Raw genomic sequence first — 14,049 nt, 5'->3', positions numbered from 1 at the left:
CTATGGGATATTTATTATTAATCGGCGCTATTTATTGGAGCTGGCATCTCTTTCAACGCCGTCATTTACGGGGAAAACGGTTCTTACGACATAGCTGGCCTATTATCATTTTGTTACTACTAAGTCTAGGGGCTTTTAATCTTAACAGCACGGCCGCCACCAAGCCTAAAACGGTCACTAAAACGAAGATCGTCAAAAAAACACATCATATCACAGTTAAAAATGATACTAAGTTAGCAGCTTTAATTGCGGCTAATCAGCGCTCCGCTACTAGTTTGAAAAAAACAGCTCAAAAATTAACCAGTCGTAAAACCACCATTGATCACCAAAAAGCCCAGAATAAAGCTGATGGGGCTACTAAAACAACCGCGGCGACCACGACGAGGACTAGCGGTAACCCAACTAACACTGCGTTAGCTAATCAGCAGTATCAAGGTCACCCGACCGTAACTATCAACGCGAATAATCCAGCCTTTAGTACCGCAGACTTAACGACCCGCAATGGGGCCTGGCAAAAGTATGGTGACTTAGACCAATTAAATCGTCCGACCATTGCGGACGCCTTATTAAATCAAAGTTTGATGCCCACTACTAAGCGAACGGCCTTAACAGTTGACCCTACTGGTTGGCATAATAAGCGAATTGCCAGTGGATGGTTATATAATCGTAGTCACCTGATTGGTTATCAATTAACCGGACAAAACAACAACCCGAAGAACCTCATTACCGGGACCCGCTCACTGAACGATCCCGAAATGGTGACTTATGAAAATCAGGTTGCCGACTATTTACACGCCAGCCCTGATCACTACGTGCGTTACGAAGTTAAACCAATCTTTAAAGCCGATAATTTATTGGCTAGTGGCGTACAAATGCGGGCCCAATCCATTGATAGTTCAGCTGTTAGCTTTAATGTTTACATCTTCAATGTACAAACCGGCATGACGTTAAATTACCAAACTGGAACCAGTCGCGTCGCTAATTAAATCGACTCGCTAACCGACCATTCGGTTTTAGTTGATCCAGATTTTTAGCTAACACAAAAAAACCACGCCACCATGTTGCCATGGTTAGCGTGGTCCAGCGTAGTCCGCTTAAGCAATTAAATTACTTAAGGGTAACAACGCCACCAACTTCTTCAAGTTTAGCCTTGATATCGTTAGCTTCGTCTTCTGAGACGCCTTCTTTAACGATTGAAGGAACGCCATCAACAAGGCCCTTAGCATCTTTCAAGCCAAGACCAGTGATATCGCGAACGGCTTTAATAGCCTTAACCTTTTGGTCGCCAGATTCAGTTAATTCAACATCGTATGAATCCTTAGCTGCAGCAGCATCGCCACCAGCAGCGCCAGCAACAGCAACTGGTGCTGAAGCTGAGACATCGAATTCTTCTTCGATAGCCTTAACTAAGTCGTTTAAATCTGAAATTGAAGCTTCTTTTAATGAGTTGATAATAGTGTCTTTATCAAAAGCCATTTTATGTTCCTCCATTTTGTATGAAATTAATTTTTTTGTTTACACCAACAGCCTAAGCTGCGTCTTCGTCGCCCTTTTCAGCAACCGCCTTAACAGCGTATGCCACGTTACGAACAGGTGCTTGTAACATATTAGCAATAGTAGCCAATAATTCTTCACGTGATGGTAAGGTTGCATATTCTTGAACTTCTTCAAGAGAAGCAACTTTTCCTTCAATCACGCCACCCTTAAGTTGAAGGGCGTCAGCAGTCTTAGCAAAGTTAGCTAAAATCTTAGCTGGAGCAACGGGATCTTCTTCAGAGAAGGCCACCGCCGTAGGACCAGAAAAGACATCATTCATGTCAGCATAACCAGCTTTTTCAGCAGCCCGTACCATGATTTTATTCTTGATAACGCGCATCTTGACACCGGCCTCACGTAATTGCTTACGTAAGTCAGTTACTTGTTCAACAGTTAAACCACGATAATCAACCACAATAGCTGATACAGCGCTCTTTAATTGTGCCGTAACTTCTTCGACTTCTTTTGCTTTAATAGCAACAGTTTCTTTACTCAATAGATTCACCTCCCAGAATTTTGGTTCAGGGATTTATAAAAAAATCCCTATGTCCACCAAGACATAGAGAAAAACAATGTCCTCGGCAGGTATGTTTGAGGCCGTTAAGCCACCTGAGTCTTAGGTAGAGATATAACATAACCTCTAGTAATCTATCACAGATTACCTAAGCGGTCAATTGTTTTAAAAAACTTTGTCCTTAAAATGAAGCTAAGTCAACACGTACGGCTGGCGTAAATGTTGAAGTAACAACTAAGTTTTGAACGAAAGTCCCACGTACTGAGGCTGGACGAGCTTTGATGATGGTATCTTCAATGGTCTTGAAGTTACCAACTAACTTGTCAGTATCAAATGATACCTTGCCAACAGGAACGTGAACATTACCATCACGGTCAGTCCGGTACGTTACTTTACCGGCTTTTGAATCGTTAACCGCTTTAGCAACATCCATCGTAACAGTCCCAGTCTTAGGGTTAGGCATTAAACCTTTAGGTCCAAGTACCCGACCTAAACGACCCACTTGGGCCATCATGTCTGGGGTTGCGATTGCAACGTCAAAGTCTAACCAACCGTCTTGAATCCGGCCAACTAGGTCGGCTTCACCGACAACATCAGCACCGGCTTCTTCAGCTTCTTTAGCTTTGTCGCCCTTAGCAAAAACGATAACTGTTTGTTCTTTACCAGTACCGTTTGGTAGGACAACCGCACCACGAAGTTGTTGGTCGGCTTGCTTTGTATCAACGTTTAATTTGAAAGCAACTTCAACGGTTGCATCAAATTTTGCGAAATCCATTTTTTTAACCAAGTCTACCGCTTCAGTTACATCGTAAGCTTTGTCATGATCAACTAGCTTAGCGGCGTCTTGGTATTGTTTACTTTTATTTGCCATCTAAGTGTTTTCCTCCTTGCAAATGTGGTTCAAACGGAGATTTCCTCCCACTTGACACATTCATTTTGATGAAGTGTCCGACTACTCTCGGTACTGAATTAGCCTTCGACAGTGAATCCCATACTCCGAGCAGTACCTTCGATCATGCGCATAGCTGCTTCAACGTCAGCTGCGTTTAGATCTTGCATTTTAGTTTCAGCAATTTCCTTAACTTGAGCTTCGGTTACCGTAGCAACCTTGTTCGTGTTAGGTTCACCGGAACCGTGTTCAACACCGGCAGCCTTCTTTAAAAGAACGGCAGCAGGTGGGGTCTTGGTAACGAAGTCGAATGAACGATCCTCATAAACCGTAATCACAACGGGAATGATCATACCTGCTTGATCAGCGGTACGCGCATTGAAATCCTTTGTGAAGCCCATGATATTGATACCTGCTTGACCTAATGCTGGGCCAACTGGCGGAGCTGGTGTTGCCTTGCCCGCAGGAATTTGTAATTTAACAACGTTAGCTACTTTTTTAGCCACGAGACATTCCTCCTTAGTCCGTGATGTGGTAAATGGAGCAGAGTTTTTGCTCCTCCCACGTGAACGTGCATACGTGACGCACAAGCATCATTGTAGCATATCTACTTTTCGTCATCAACCGTTTTTATTTTATTCGGATATAAAAACTGAATGATTTGCCGGTCAACCTCATAATTTTCATGCAATCGGGAGTGCCGGGCATCTTTTCCATGCACGACAAACTCTTGATAGCGATTAACAGTTGTCCGCAATAAAAAACGTAATGACAGGGCACTATTCAGCGCAACTGCCCCATCGCTTTGAAACTTATCACCAATATTACCCGCAATATTTAAATACGAAATCGTATTTGGCAACTGTTGTAACGTCCGTAAAAAGTAATTATAAACGGGGGTCGTTGTTGTTGGACCAGTCGCCGTTAGGGGATGATTTTCAATCGGATAAGTGTTTTGACCCACTTCACTATCGTTAAACGGGGCCCCGATTGTCACCACTTTGCGGACCTCTGGCAAATTAGCCAAGCGCGCTGCAGTCGTTAAATATTGAAATAAAACCACCCCACCCATGGAATGCGCAACTAGATTCATCGTCTGCACATGTTCGTGGGCCAATAAATATTTAACCACCGCTAAGACCCCGGCCGCTTGCGCACGGACGGCCACGCGCGGCGTTGCAAAAATTAATTGAACCATCGGTCGATAGGGGTCTAAATGGCCAGTCACATGAAGATGGTTGTGTCGATCAATCCAGACGACCAGCGACTTATTCGCAATTTTGCCCCTAACAAACCGCTGTAGCATCCGACCAAATGAAAACCGATTACCCGCATACCCGGGAATAAACAACGTCACTGCGCTATCATCGGCCGTCTGCGGTTGCTGACCAGTCGCTAAGTGTTGTGGTCGCCCATATTGCCAGAACTTATAACTGATGCGGCCGATCATGCCAATTATGATCACCGCGATAATAATCAGGATTAATTGTGACATGTTTGCCCACCAGCTTATTTAAAATTATTGGATTTGATCAACTTGGTCGAAATCAAGTTCTGTACTCGTTTCACGACCAAACATGTTGATATTGACTTTTAATTTCAACTTTTCAGTATCAATTTCGGTGATTTCACCAGCCAAGCCTGAAAAGGCCCCATCAATGATGGTCACTTGTTCGCCAACTTCAACGTTAAGTTCCGTATGTCGCGCACTCATGCCTAATTGATGTAAAATATCTTCTGCTTCTTCTGGTAACAATGGCGTTGGCTTACTCCCTTGACCATGTGACCCCAAGAATCCAGTAACCCCTGGTGTATTCCGGACAATGTACCAAGCTTGGTCAGTCATGACCATTTCTACTAAGACATAACCGGGGAAGACCTTTTTCATTTCAACTTTATCTTTCCCATTTTTAACTTCATGAGATTCTTCTTCTGGCACGACCACTCGGAAAATATTGTCTTCCATGCCCATTGATTGGACCCGTGATTCCAAGTTAGAACTAACTTTGTTTTCATAACCAGCATAAGTATGTAGCACATACCATTTCTTTTCAACAGATTCGACCATGATTAAACTCCTTTAAGAATGTCTTTTAAGTAAAACAAAAAAACTTCGCCAAGACGAAGTTTTTCTTTCAATAACCATATTATAACAAATTTATTGCTAAAAGGCCATTAGTGCAAAGCCGTTAACATGTTTAAAAGCAATTGGATGACCCAATCAAATAACGCGAAAAATGCCACGAAAAACAACGAGGTTGAGATAACCGTCCATGAATCACGCCGATTTTCTCGCCAAGTTGGCCAAGTAACCTTTTTCATTTCGTGTCCAACTGATCCAAAAAACTTAAATAATCGCATAGTTAGTCCCCCTACCGCGTTTCACGATGAAGTGTATGTTGTCCACAGAACTTACAAAATTTCTTAACTTCTAAGCGGTTAGTTCGATTAGGATTGGCATCAATCGTATAGTTTCGCGAACCACAAACCGTACATGCCAGTGCAATTTTCTTATGTGCCATCGATACTACCTCCATAATTATCAGGTCTAACAGTATCATGGAATTTTTCGAATGTCAATTTAATGCTAGCTTGCTAATTGCTGACGAAGCTTACGGCGACAACGATCGGCCGCATTAGTAACTGGTGCTAAGCCGACGTCTAAATCACGAGCGATATATTGCGGTGAATAGCCAGCTAGTAAGGCGGTAAATACTTGGCCTTCAAAGCTAGAACATTCTTTCGCAAATTCAGCCACGATATTACGCACGTGCACAATATCAACTGCCATGAGATTGGTCACTAATAAGGCATCATTACCATCATCCATTCCCATATCTAAAGATAAGATATCATGTTCCGGACGTCGTTTTTTCGCCTGCGAACGTCGAATCAAATCAATGACTTGATTATTCAGTAACAACCGGTAAAAAGCGCCAAAACTGCATGCGTGTCGTTGATCATACTCACTAGCTGCCCGATGAATCGCAATTCGCGCTTCTTGTAACCAATCATCCTCATCGTAATTTCGGATAAAGTACTGGCGGCGCAACTTTAAAACTACCGGCAAATATTGTTCAGCTAAATCAATAATACTTTGATTGTCTCCTTGTGCTGCTAACGCAATTAATTGCTGTTCGTTCAAATCGTATTCCTCGTTTCTGAATTACAGAAGCCGCATCGTCCAGTGTCTGCAAACTGAATATACACGGGGCTTTAGCGCGGCACAGGCGAACGTACGTTTTTGATTTATACTAAAAAACAGTTAAACAATTAATTAAGTTTCGACTTATTATTGATCCATATCAAAATACAATTTTGCTAGCAATAAATTGACTAATGATGATGTTTCGAATGTTCCCGTTCTAACTGTTGCCGATATTGATCTAAAGCCGACAATTGTTGCGCATCCCAAGGTGACTTTCGCACTGCGCCTAAATCCTGACTACGTACCGCAGTATGCCGAACTTCTTTCAAAGCTTCATGCACGCGTTTCCGTAATTCTAGGGCCGGGATTCGCAAGGCACCTTCTGAAAAAATAACCCACTGTTCTGCTTGGTCGCTAGTGGCAACCGTCACCTGCATCACCCGCGATTGTTGCTCAGCAGCATACTTTTCAATATAACTATCAGCCGTTTGATTTTTACTCGTCCAAACAATTTCTAAATCAGCTTGCCGGTACCTTTTTGAATTTCCTGGGACATACATGGCGTCAAAAATAACACTAATATTTAAGCCAGTGATTTTTTTATATTCGGTCAAAACATTCAACAGCTCGTCACGCGCATCTGGCAATCGCTCGCTTTGTTTCAGCCGATTCAGTTCTGGCCAATTACCAATCATATTATATGCATCCACAATTAATAATTGTTGTTTCATCATTAATTTCCTAGTGGATGGCGCGATGTGTAACCTTGATAGACCAATAAACTAGCAGCGACACTGGCATTTAGACTCTGGACATGCCCAATCATCGGAATCGTGAGCATCTCATCCGCGGTCTTTTGTAACAACGGTGAAATCCCCTTACCTTCATTACCAATAATCAACCCAACGGCTCCGCTGGCATCCCAACACCGATAATCCGTCCCATCCATTGCAGTGCCAAAAATCCAAAGGCCAGCCGTCTGTAATTCTTTAACGGTTTGAACGAGGTTCGTGACCCGGGCAACTTTGACATGTTCGATAGCGCCCGTAGACGTCTTAGCGACCGTACTCGTTAAGCCAACTGCTCGCCGCTTAGGAATAATGATGCCGTGAACTCCCGCAGCATCCGCAGTCCGCATGATGGAACCGAGATTATGAGGATCTTCAATATTATCTAAGATCAAAAAGAATGGTGGTTCTTGTTTCGCCGTTGCCACCGCAAACAAGTCATCAATAGTTGCGTATTCAAAGGCAGCCACCCCGACTGCAACCCCTTGATGATTTGCATTATCGGTTAATCGATCTAACTTTTGCTTTGGAACATATTGGACGATCAGATGACGTTTCTTAGCAATCTTAGCAATATCATTTAAAACATCGGCTTGTAGGCCACTTTGAATAAAGACTTTATTAATTTGTTGTTCACTCTTAATGGCTGCCATGGCTGGATGACGGCCGATCACAAAATCAGCTGGTTCCTGATCAGTAGTGGGTTGTTCATTGTTAGTTGACATTTGAAAGCCTCCCTTCATCGACTTGTGTGATACACCAATTTGCTAACGTGGCAATCCGTTCCGTCTGTGCCGTTAGCTGTAAATAACCAAAAATTGCTTCAAACCCCGTTGAAATTCGATACGTTAACACATCGGTATGTTTCGCCGACGTATGGCTTTTAGCATTCCGACCACGTTTGAAAACATCCGTTTCGGTTGCCGTTAAAATCTCCTCAGCCTGCATCCGCTTAATCAATGCTGCTTGTGCTTTAGCAGACACATAATGAGTCGCATGGTGATGTAGTTTCGTGGGTTTAGTATACCCGATTTCAATTAAATGTTGCCGGATAAACGGTTCATAAACCGCATCCCCTAGATAGGCTAAAGCAATCCCATTTAATTGTTGATAATCAACTGTCATATTAATCCTTTCTGAACCGGACCCCTTGGGGCGTATCTTCCAAGACAATCCCTTGGGCCTTTAAATCATCACGAATTTGATCCGCTTTGGCAAAGTCTTTCGCTTGACGAGCGGCTTCACGTGCCGCAATTAAGGCTTGAATATCAGCATCTGCTAAAGTGGTCGTTTCGGTCTTCAAGTTAACCCCAAAAACCTGTACTAACTGAGTTAATTGGGCAATCAAGGCTTCTAGCGTTGCCACTTGAACGACCGGTTTAGCCGCATAGATATTCGCTAACTTAGCTAATTCATAAACCGCAGCAATCCCATTTTGCACATTGAAATCATCATCCATCGCCGTGACGAAATGAGCCGTCAAGGTCGCCAGTTGCGCTGTTACAGATACATCAGTACCAGCCACTGCATCTTTTAGCCGGTAAGTTAAGTTGGTAAAAGCATTTTGTAACTTACTTAAATTATTCGCAGCTTCGGCTAAATTCTTTTGACTGTATTGAATCGGCCGCCGGTATTGCGTCGTTGCCATAAAGAATCGTAGCGTTTGCGGATCGACCTGTTTAATAATATCATGAACCGTTACAAAATTACCTAAAGATTTGCTCATCTTTTCGTTATCGTCACCAACTGTGACGAACCCGTTGTGTAACCAATAGTTAGCAAATTTTTGGCCAGTCTTCGCTTCACTTTGTGCGATTTCATTTTCATGATGTGGAAATTCCAAATCTTGCCCCCCACCATGAATATCAATCGTCGCCCCTAAATACTTCGTCGCCATCACTGAACATTCAATATGCCAGCCTGGGCGACCTGCGCCCCATGGTGATGACCATGAGATTTCACCTGGTTTCGCACTTTTCCAGAGTGCAAAGTCAATCGGATCAGCCTTGCGATCAGTTTCTTCATCAGCGGTATGTTGACTAGCACCAACTTCCAAATCATCAATTCGTTGATCCGAAAGCTGACCATAGTTTTTGAACCGGCGCGTTCGATAATAGACATCGCCAGCTGATTCATACGCATAATCTTTGGCAATTAAAGCTTCAATGAAAGCAATAATTTCAGGAATGTTTTCCGAAGCCCGGGGATGGGCCGTCGCCGGTTCTATATTGACTGCCTGAGCATCTGCCATAAAAGCTTTAATAAATCGATCAGCAATCGCTGGCACTGTAGTCTGGTCTTGGGCCGCACGTTTGATCATCTTATCATCCACATCGGTAAAATTGGAAACGTAATCGACCTGATAGCCACTATATTCTAAATATCGCCGAATCGTGTCAAAGGCAATTGCCGAACGGGCATTCCCAATATGAATATAGTTATAAACGGTCGGACCACAGACATACATTTTAACCACACCTGGGGTAATTGACTTAAAGGGTTCCTTTTGCCGGGTTAGGGTATTAAATACTGATAACATTACTGACCAGCTCCTCTCAACTTATCATAATTTTTAGATTGCTTTAGTTTAACATGTCACCGGCCCACTTGAGGCGTGGTGCCAAAAAAGCGCCTTTAATATCAAAGGAATAACTTCCTCTGATACAAAAGACGCTTGACGCGTGTTTCCACTCTTGCTTCACCGGCGGACCGGTCTCATTACTGGGATAACGGCCACCCGCCTGTTCAGCTGATAATCGCACTGCAACTTGAGGCGTCACGACTTCACAGTTACCGTCGCTCTCTGAGGACTTTCCAAGGTTGCTCTTATTATCAAACAGTTATTTTGCTAAAGTTGCGATCATTGCATCTAAATGCTTCATCGTAGTTTCGCGACCTAATAATTCAATCGTTTCTGGTAATTCGGGACCGTGCATTTCATGACTAACCGCAATCCGGATTGGCATGTATAATTGACGACCTTTGATCTTAGTATCTTTTTGAATTGATTTGATGGTCTTTTGAATTTCAGTAGCTTCGAAGACATCAATCGTTTCAATTCGTTGCCGGAATTCTTTTAAGACCGTTGGCGCCGTTTCCACTGCCAACTCAGCTTTCGCTTCATCATTAATTTCAGCGGGGCCGTTAAAGAATAGATCGGACAATTCAACCACTTGCCCAGTGTAACTCATCTGGTGCTTAAATAATGAGACTAACGTCCGGGTCCATTCAATCGTATTCATATCTGGACGCTTAGGTAACCGACCAGCTTTAATCAATTGTTGGATTGACATTGAGAAAATCTCATTTTCAGGGGCCTTTTTAACGTATTGATTGTTAATCCATTCGAGCTTCTTACCATCAAAAGCGGCTGGTGATTTGCTCAAACGGGTTTCATCATACATTTTGATGAATTCACGCTTGGTGAACAATTCACTTTCACCAACTGGTGACCAACCTAATAAGATAATGAAGTTTAACATGGCTTCTGGTAAGTAACCCAATTCACGATATTGTTCGATGAATTGAAGCACTGTTTCGTCACGTTTACTTAACTTCTTACCCGTTTCGGTATTGATGATTAGGCTCATGTGGCCAAACTTAGGTGCTTCCCACTCGAAGGCTTCATAAATCATTAATTGTTTAGGCGTATTGGCAACGTGATCATCACCACGGAAAACATGGCTAATTTGCATCAAATGGTCATCAACTACCACGGCAAAGTTATACGTTGGCATGCCATCCCGCTTTTTGATGACGAAATCGCCACCAACAGTCTTGGATTCAAAGGAAACGTGACCTTTAACCATATCATCCCAAGCGTAAGTTTGTGCTTCGGGGACGTGGAAACGAATAACCGGGGTAACCCCAGCCGCCTTAGCTGCTGCAATCTTAGCCGCTTTTTCATCTTCAGTCATGCCTTTAAATTCATACACGTAATGTGGCATTTCTTTACGCGCCTTTTGGGCTTCACGTTGGGCTTGTAACTCATCTTCGGTCATATAAGACTCGTAAGCCTTACCTTCATCAATCAATTGTTGAATCAAAGGATCATAAAGTGATTTCCGTTCAGATTGACGGTAAGGACCAAAGTCGCCGCCCTTATCAGGACCTTCATCCCAATCAATCCCTAACCAAGCCAAATTATCCATTTGGCTCTTTTCGCCATCTGCGATATTCCGCTTTAAATCAGTATCTTCAATTCGCAGAATGAATTTACCCTTATTATGCCGGGCAAACAAATAATTAAATAACGCTGTCCGAGCATTACCAATGTGTAAATGGCCAGTTGGACTTGGTGCGTAACGCACACGAATCTTGCTCTTTGCCAATGTCATTAACGCCTCTTTCATATTTTTATTACAATATAAATGCTAACTTGCATTCATTTTTCGGCAAAATTGCCGAAGCGCGTTCATTAGCAACCACGAACGGTCCTAATAAACAGACTACTAGTTTAGTTTACAATGTTTATCCTTAAAAATAAAGTTTTGACTAGGATTTCGTCGACTTATGTCGCTGATTAGTGGTCGTCCGTTCGCGAGACTTGTTATGCCCATTATCACTATCTGACTTAGCTGAAATACCACGATTAGCGTGTGCCAACCGTGCAAAAATCATTCGGCCAGCATCCGTTTGTAAGGCACTCGTAACCACCACGTCAACTTTTTCATTGATATAGAACTTACCGTCTTCGACCACAATCATCGTACCGTCATCAAGATAGCCAACCCCTTGTTGCCGTTCACTACCATTTTTAACAACCATGACCGTCATCTCTTCACCCGGAATGACCCGGGGTTTTAAGGATTTTGCGAGCTGGTTAATATTGAGCACTTGCACATTTTGAAATTCAATGACTTTGTTGAGATTATAGTCGTTAGTCACAATGACGCCATTCACTTTTTTAGCCAACTGAATTAATTTAGTGTCGACTTCCGGGATATCTTCAAAGTCACCTTTATACATTTCAACTGGGATAATGTGGTCACTTTGTAGCTTATTCAAAATATCTAAGCCCCGGCGACCGCGAACACGTTTGATGCTATCCGCTGAATCCGCAATGTATTGTAACTCGTACAACACAAAGTTAGGCACTAACAAAGTGCCTTCCAGAAACCCAGTCTTCACTAAATCATAAATCCGACCATCAATTAAAATATTGGTATCCAAAATTTTATAATGATGATAATTTTGATCGGGCTGCGCATCCGTAATTTCAGGTGACGTTTCTTTTTCACGCCGTTTAAAATTAAAGACCTTCCGCCATTCATCAATTCGGGTGGTCCCAACTCGGGCCCCAATATAACCAAAGAACAGCATCAGAATTATCGGGACGACCGTGTTCAATAAGAATAATGGACTACGATTGAATAATTGCGAAATCAGAACCGCGATCAGTAACCCAATAATGAACCCAACGCTCCCGAATAATAAGGTCATCGGATTTTGCTTTGATAAATTCTTTTCGACTCGATCCACTAGTTTGACTGCTGCATTCGCTAAGAATAATGACAGCACCCACAAAATTAATGCCCCAAGCAAAAAATCAGTAAAAAGATTGTTTAATAATGGATTTGGTTGCGACCAAATCGTGGCCCATAGAAACGGTAAGTAAGTTAATCCTAACGTCCCACCGACTATCACGAATACGAGTCGTACCGTTAACTTCTTCATGGCGTCAGCCCCTTTGTTATTTAATTTGGCTGTTGTAATGCTAATTGTAGTGCTTCTTTTAACGTGGCAACTCCAATCACATCAATTTCTTTAGGAATATCCCAGCCTTGCAGATTATTCTTTGGAATAAAGATTCGCTTGAATCCTAATTTTGTAGCTTCACCAACCCGCTGTTCAATCCGATTGACCCGTCGAATTTCACCTGTTAGCCCAACTTCACCCACGAAACAATCACTAGGGCGTGTTTGTTGATCTCGATAACTGGAAGCCACACTCACGGCAATCGCTAAATCAATCGCTGGTTCATCTAATTTTACGCCACCGGCTGCCTTTAGGTAAGCATCTTGATTTTGTAACATCAAGCTCGCCCGCTTTTCAAGGACTGCCATAATCAACGAAACACGATTATGATCCAACCCACTAGCTGTCCGTTTGGCATTACCAAAGACGGTTGGCGTCACTAACGCTTGCACCTCCACCAAGATAGGTCGGGTGCCTTCCATTGAAACGACAATTGCCGAACCCGTCGCATCCTTTAAACGTTCTTCTAAGAAGATTTCAGACGGATTGGCGACTTCAAATAACCCGCCCGTTCGCATCTCAAAAATCCCCAGTTCATTCGTTGACCCGAACCGATTCTTAACGGCTCTTAAAATCCGGTACGTATGATGTAAGTCGCCTTCAAAGTATAAGACGGTATCCACCATATGTTCCAAAATTTTCGGTCCAGCAATGGCCCCACCCTTAGTCACGTGCCCAACGATAAAAATAGTAATGCCGTTGGTCTTCGCAATTTGCAATAACTCAGCGGTAATTTCACGAATTTGCGCAACCGACCCAATCGCCGATTGCACATCAGGCTCTTGCATGGTCTGAACAGAATCAATAATGACGTATTGCGGATTAGTTGCTTCAATAGTCGCCCGAATATTTGCCATATCCGTCTCTGGATACAAGTAAAAATCTTCGCTTTCAACCTTTAACCGGTCCGCGCGCATCTTCACTTGCGAAGCACTTTCTTCACCAGTCACGTAGAGCACTGAGCCACCAGTGTCAGCAAGTTGGCCTGAAACTTGTAACAGCAAGGTGGATTTACCAATCCCAGGATCGCCACCAATTAAGACCAGCGAACCGGGCACAACCCCGCCACCTAAGACCCGGTTAAACTCATTTAACTTGGTCTTAACCCGAGGGGTTTTAGTCAGTGAAACTTCCTTTAGTCGTTGGGGTTTTGCTGTCTTTCCAGCAAAGCTCACACGTGACTTACGATCAGGTTGCTTATCAACATGTTCTTCAACTAACGTGTTCCATTCGCCACAGTTAGGGCAACGCCCCAGATACCGTGGTGTGGAATACCCACAATTGGAACAAACAAACTGTGTTTTAACTTTTGCCACTAACCCGTTTCCTCCAATCCAACCGCTAAACTAATGATTAAACCCATATAACTTTTATTTTACCATTAATAACGCTGAAAACCGTCAATTTACCTTGTTTT

17 protein-coding genes and 1 other annotated feature are annotated in these 14,049 nt (G+C 43.0%); of the genes, 1 reads left to right on the top strand and 16 read right to left on the bottom strand.

The window, feature by feature from the left end; genetic code table 11:
- Positions 1-2 precede the first annotated feature (2 nt).
- Positions 3-986 carry a DNA/RNA non-specific endonuclease gene (locus C5Z25_RS09030; protein WP_105452319.1) on the top strand — a complete coding sequence of 328 codons (984 nt, stop codon included), beginning with the start codon at positions 3-5 and terminating at the stop codon, positions 984-986.
- 121 nt (positions 987-1,107) lie between these two features.
- Here the strand turns inward: C5Z25_RS09030 and rplL are convergent, their stop codons facing one another.
- The 16 genes from rplL to radA form a co-directional block, all read right to left on the bottom strand.
- Positions 1,108-1,476, bottom strand: coding sequence for a 50S ribosomal protein L7/L12 (gene rplL, locus C5Z25_RS09025; protein WP_105449857.1), 369 nt, complete (start codon positions 1,474-1,476; stop codon positions 1,108-1,110).
- Between the two features lie 52 nt (positions 1,477-1,528).
- Positions 1,529-2,032: a 50S ribosomal protein L10 gene (gene rplJ, locus C5Z25_RS09020; RefSeq protein ID WP_105449856.1), complete on the bottom strand. Its 504-nt coding sequence runs from the start codon at positions 2,030-2,032 to the stop codon at positions 1,529-1,531.
- Between the two features lie 29 nt (positions 2,033-2,061).
- Positions 2,062-2,175: a sequence feature (ribosomal protein L10 leader region), on the bottom strand.
- A 56-nt stretch (positions 2,176-2,231) separates the two neighbouring features.
- A complete protein-coding gene (rplA, locus tag C5Z25_RS09015; RefSeq protein WP_105449855.1) occupies positions 2,232-2,921 on the bottom strand; it encodes a 50S ribosomal protein L1 in 690 nt (229 codons plus the stop codon).
- 98 nt (positions 2,922-3,019) lie between these two features.
- Positions 3,020-3,445, bottom strand: a complete 426-nt coding sequence (gene rplK / locus C5Z25_RS09010) for a 50S ribosomal protein L11 (protein WP_105449854.1) — start codon at positions 3,443-3,445, stop codon at positions 3,020-3,022.
- 101 nt (positions 3,446-3,546) lie between these two features.
- Positions 3,547-4,434, bottom strand: a complete 888-nt coding sequence (locus tag C5Z25_RS09005) for an alpha/beta hydrolase (RefSeq protein WP_105452318.1) — start codon at positions 4,432-4,434, stop codon at positions 3,547-3,549.
- Between the two features lie 24 nt (positions 4,435-4,458).
- On the bottom strand, positions 4,459-5,007 hold the full coding sequence (gene nusG, locus C5Z25_RS09000) for a transcription termination/antitermination protein NusG (protein WP_105449852.1): 549 nt from the start codon (positions 5,005-5,007) through the stop codon (positions 4,459-4,461).
- 107 nt (positions 5,008-5,114) lie between these two features.
- A complete protein-coding gene (gene secE, locus C5Z25_RS08995; RefSeq protein ID WP_105452317.1) occupies positions 5,115-5,300 on the bottom strand; it encodes a preprotein translocase subunit SecE in 186 nt (61 codons plus the stop codon).
- Between the two features lie 11 nt (positions 5,301-5,311).
- Positions 5,312-5,461 carry a 50S ribosomal protein L33 gene (gene rpmG, locus C5Z25_RS08990; RefSeq protein ID WP_105449850.1) on the bottom strand — a complete coding sequence of 50 codons (150 nt, stop codon included), beginning with the start codon at positions 5,459-5,461 and terminating at the stop codon, positions 5,312-5,314.
- Between the two features lie 65 nt (positions 5,462-5,526).
- Complete coding sequence (locus tag C5Z25_RS08985; RefSeq protein WP_105452316.1) at positions 5,527-6,084, bottom strand: sigma-70 family RNA polymerase sigma factor; 558 nt, start codon at positions 6,082-6,084, stop codon at positions 5,527-5,529.
- 191 nt (positions 6,085-6,275) lie between these two features.
- The gene (locus C5Z25_RS08980; RefSeq protein ID WP_105452315.1) at positions 6,276-6,818 is read right to left on the bottom strand and encodes a YacP-like NYN domain-containing protein; all 543 of its coding nucleotides are present in this window, start codon (positions 6,816-6,818) and stop codon (positions 6,276-6,278) included.
- Between the two features lie 2 nt (positions 6,819-6,820).
- Positions 6,821-7,600, bottom strand: a complete 780-nt coding sequence (rlmB, locus tag C5Z25_RS08975) for a 23S rRNA (guanosine(2251)-2'-O)-methyltransferase RlmB (RefSeq protein ID WP_105452314.1) — start codon at positions 7,598-7,600, stop codon at positions 6,821-6,823.
- A complete protein-coding gene (locus tag C5Z25_RS08970; RefSeq protein WP_105452313.1) occupies positions 7,590-8,000 on the bottom strand; it encodes a Mini-ribonuclease 3 in 411 nt (136 codons plus the stop codon). Before C5Z25_RS08970 ends, rlmB begins: the two co-directional genes overlap by 11 nt.
- A 1-nt stretch (position 8,001) precedes the next feature.
- Positions 8,002-9,414 carry a cysteine--tRNA ligase gene (gene cysS, locus C5Z25_RS08965; RefSeq protein WP_105452312.1) on the bottom strand — a complete coding sequence of 471 codons (1,413 nt, stop codon included), beginning with the start codon at positions 9,412-9,414 and terminating at the stop codon, positions 8,002-8,004.
- A 301-nt stretch (positions 9,415-9,715) separates the two neighbouring features.
- Positions 9,716-11,206 carry a glutamate--tRNA ligase gene (gene gltX, locus C5Z25_RS08960; RefSeq protein ID WP_105452876.1) on the bottom strand — a complete coding sequence of 497 codons (1,491 nt, stop codon included), beginning with the start codon at positions 11,204-11,206 and terminating at the stop codon, positions 9,716-9,718.
- A 163-nt stretch (positions 11,207-11,369) separates the two neighbouring features.
- Positions 11,370-12,551, bottom strand: a complete 1,182-nt coding sequence (locus C5Z25_RS08955; protein WP_105452311.1) for a PIN/TRAM domain-containing protein — start codon at positions 12,549-12,551, stop codon at positions 11,370-11,372.
- 20 nt (positions 12,552-12,571) lie between these two features.
- Positions 12,572-13,948, bottom strand: coding sequence for a DNA repair protein RadA (gene radA / locus C5Z25_RS08950; protein WP_105452310.1), 1,377 nt, complete (start codon positions 13,946-13,948; stop codon positions 12,572-12,574).
- Between the last annotated feature and the right edge of the window lie 101 nt (positions 13,949-14,049).

This window comes from Lactobacillus sp. CBA3605, from assembly GCF_002970915.1.
Classification (GTDB): Bacteria; Bacillota; Bacilli; order Lactobacillales; family Lactobacillaceae; genus Lactiplantibacillus.
Note: the sequence above shows the minus strand (reverse complement) of the source record. Positions and strands in the feature narration are given on the sequence as shown.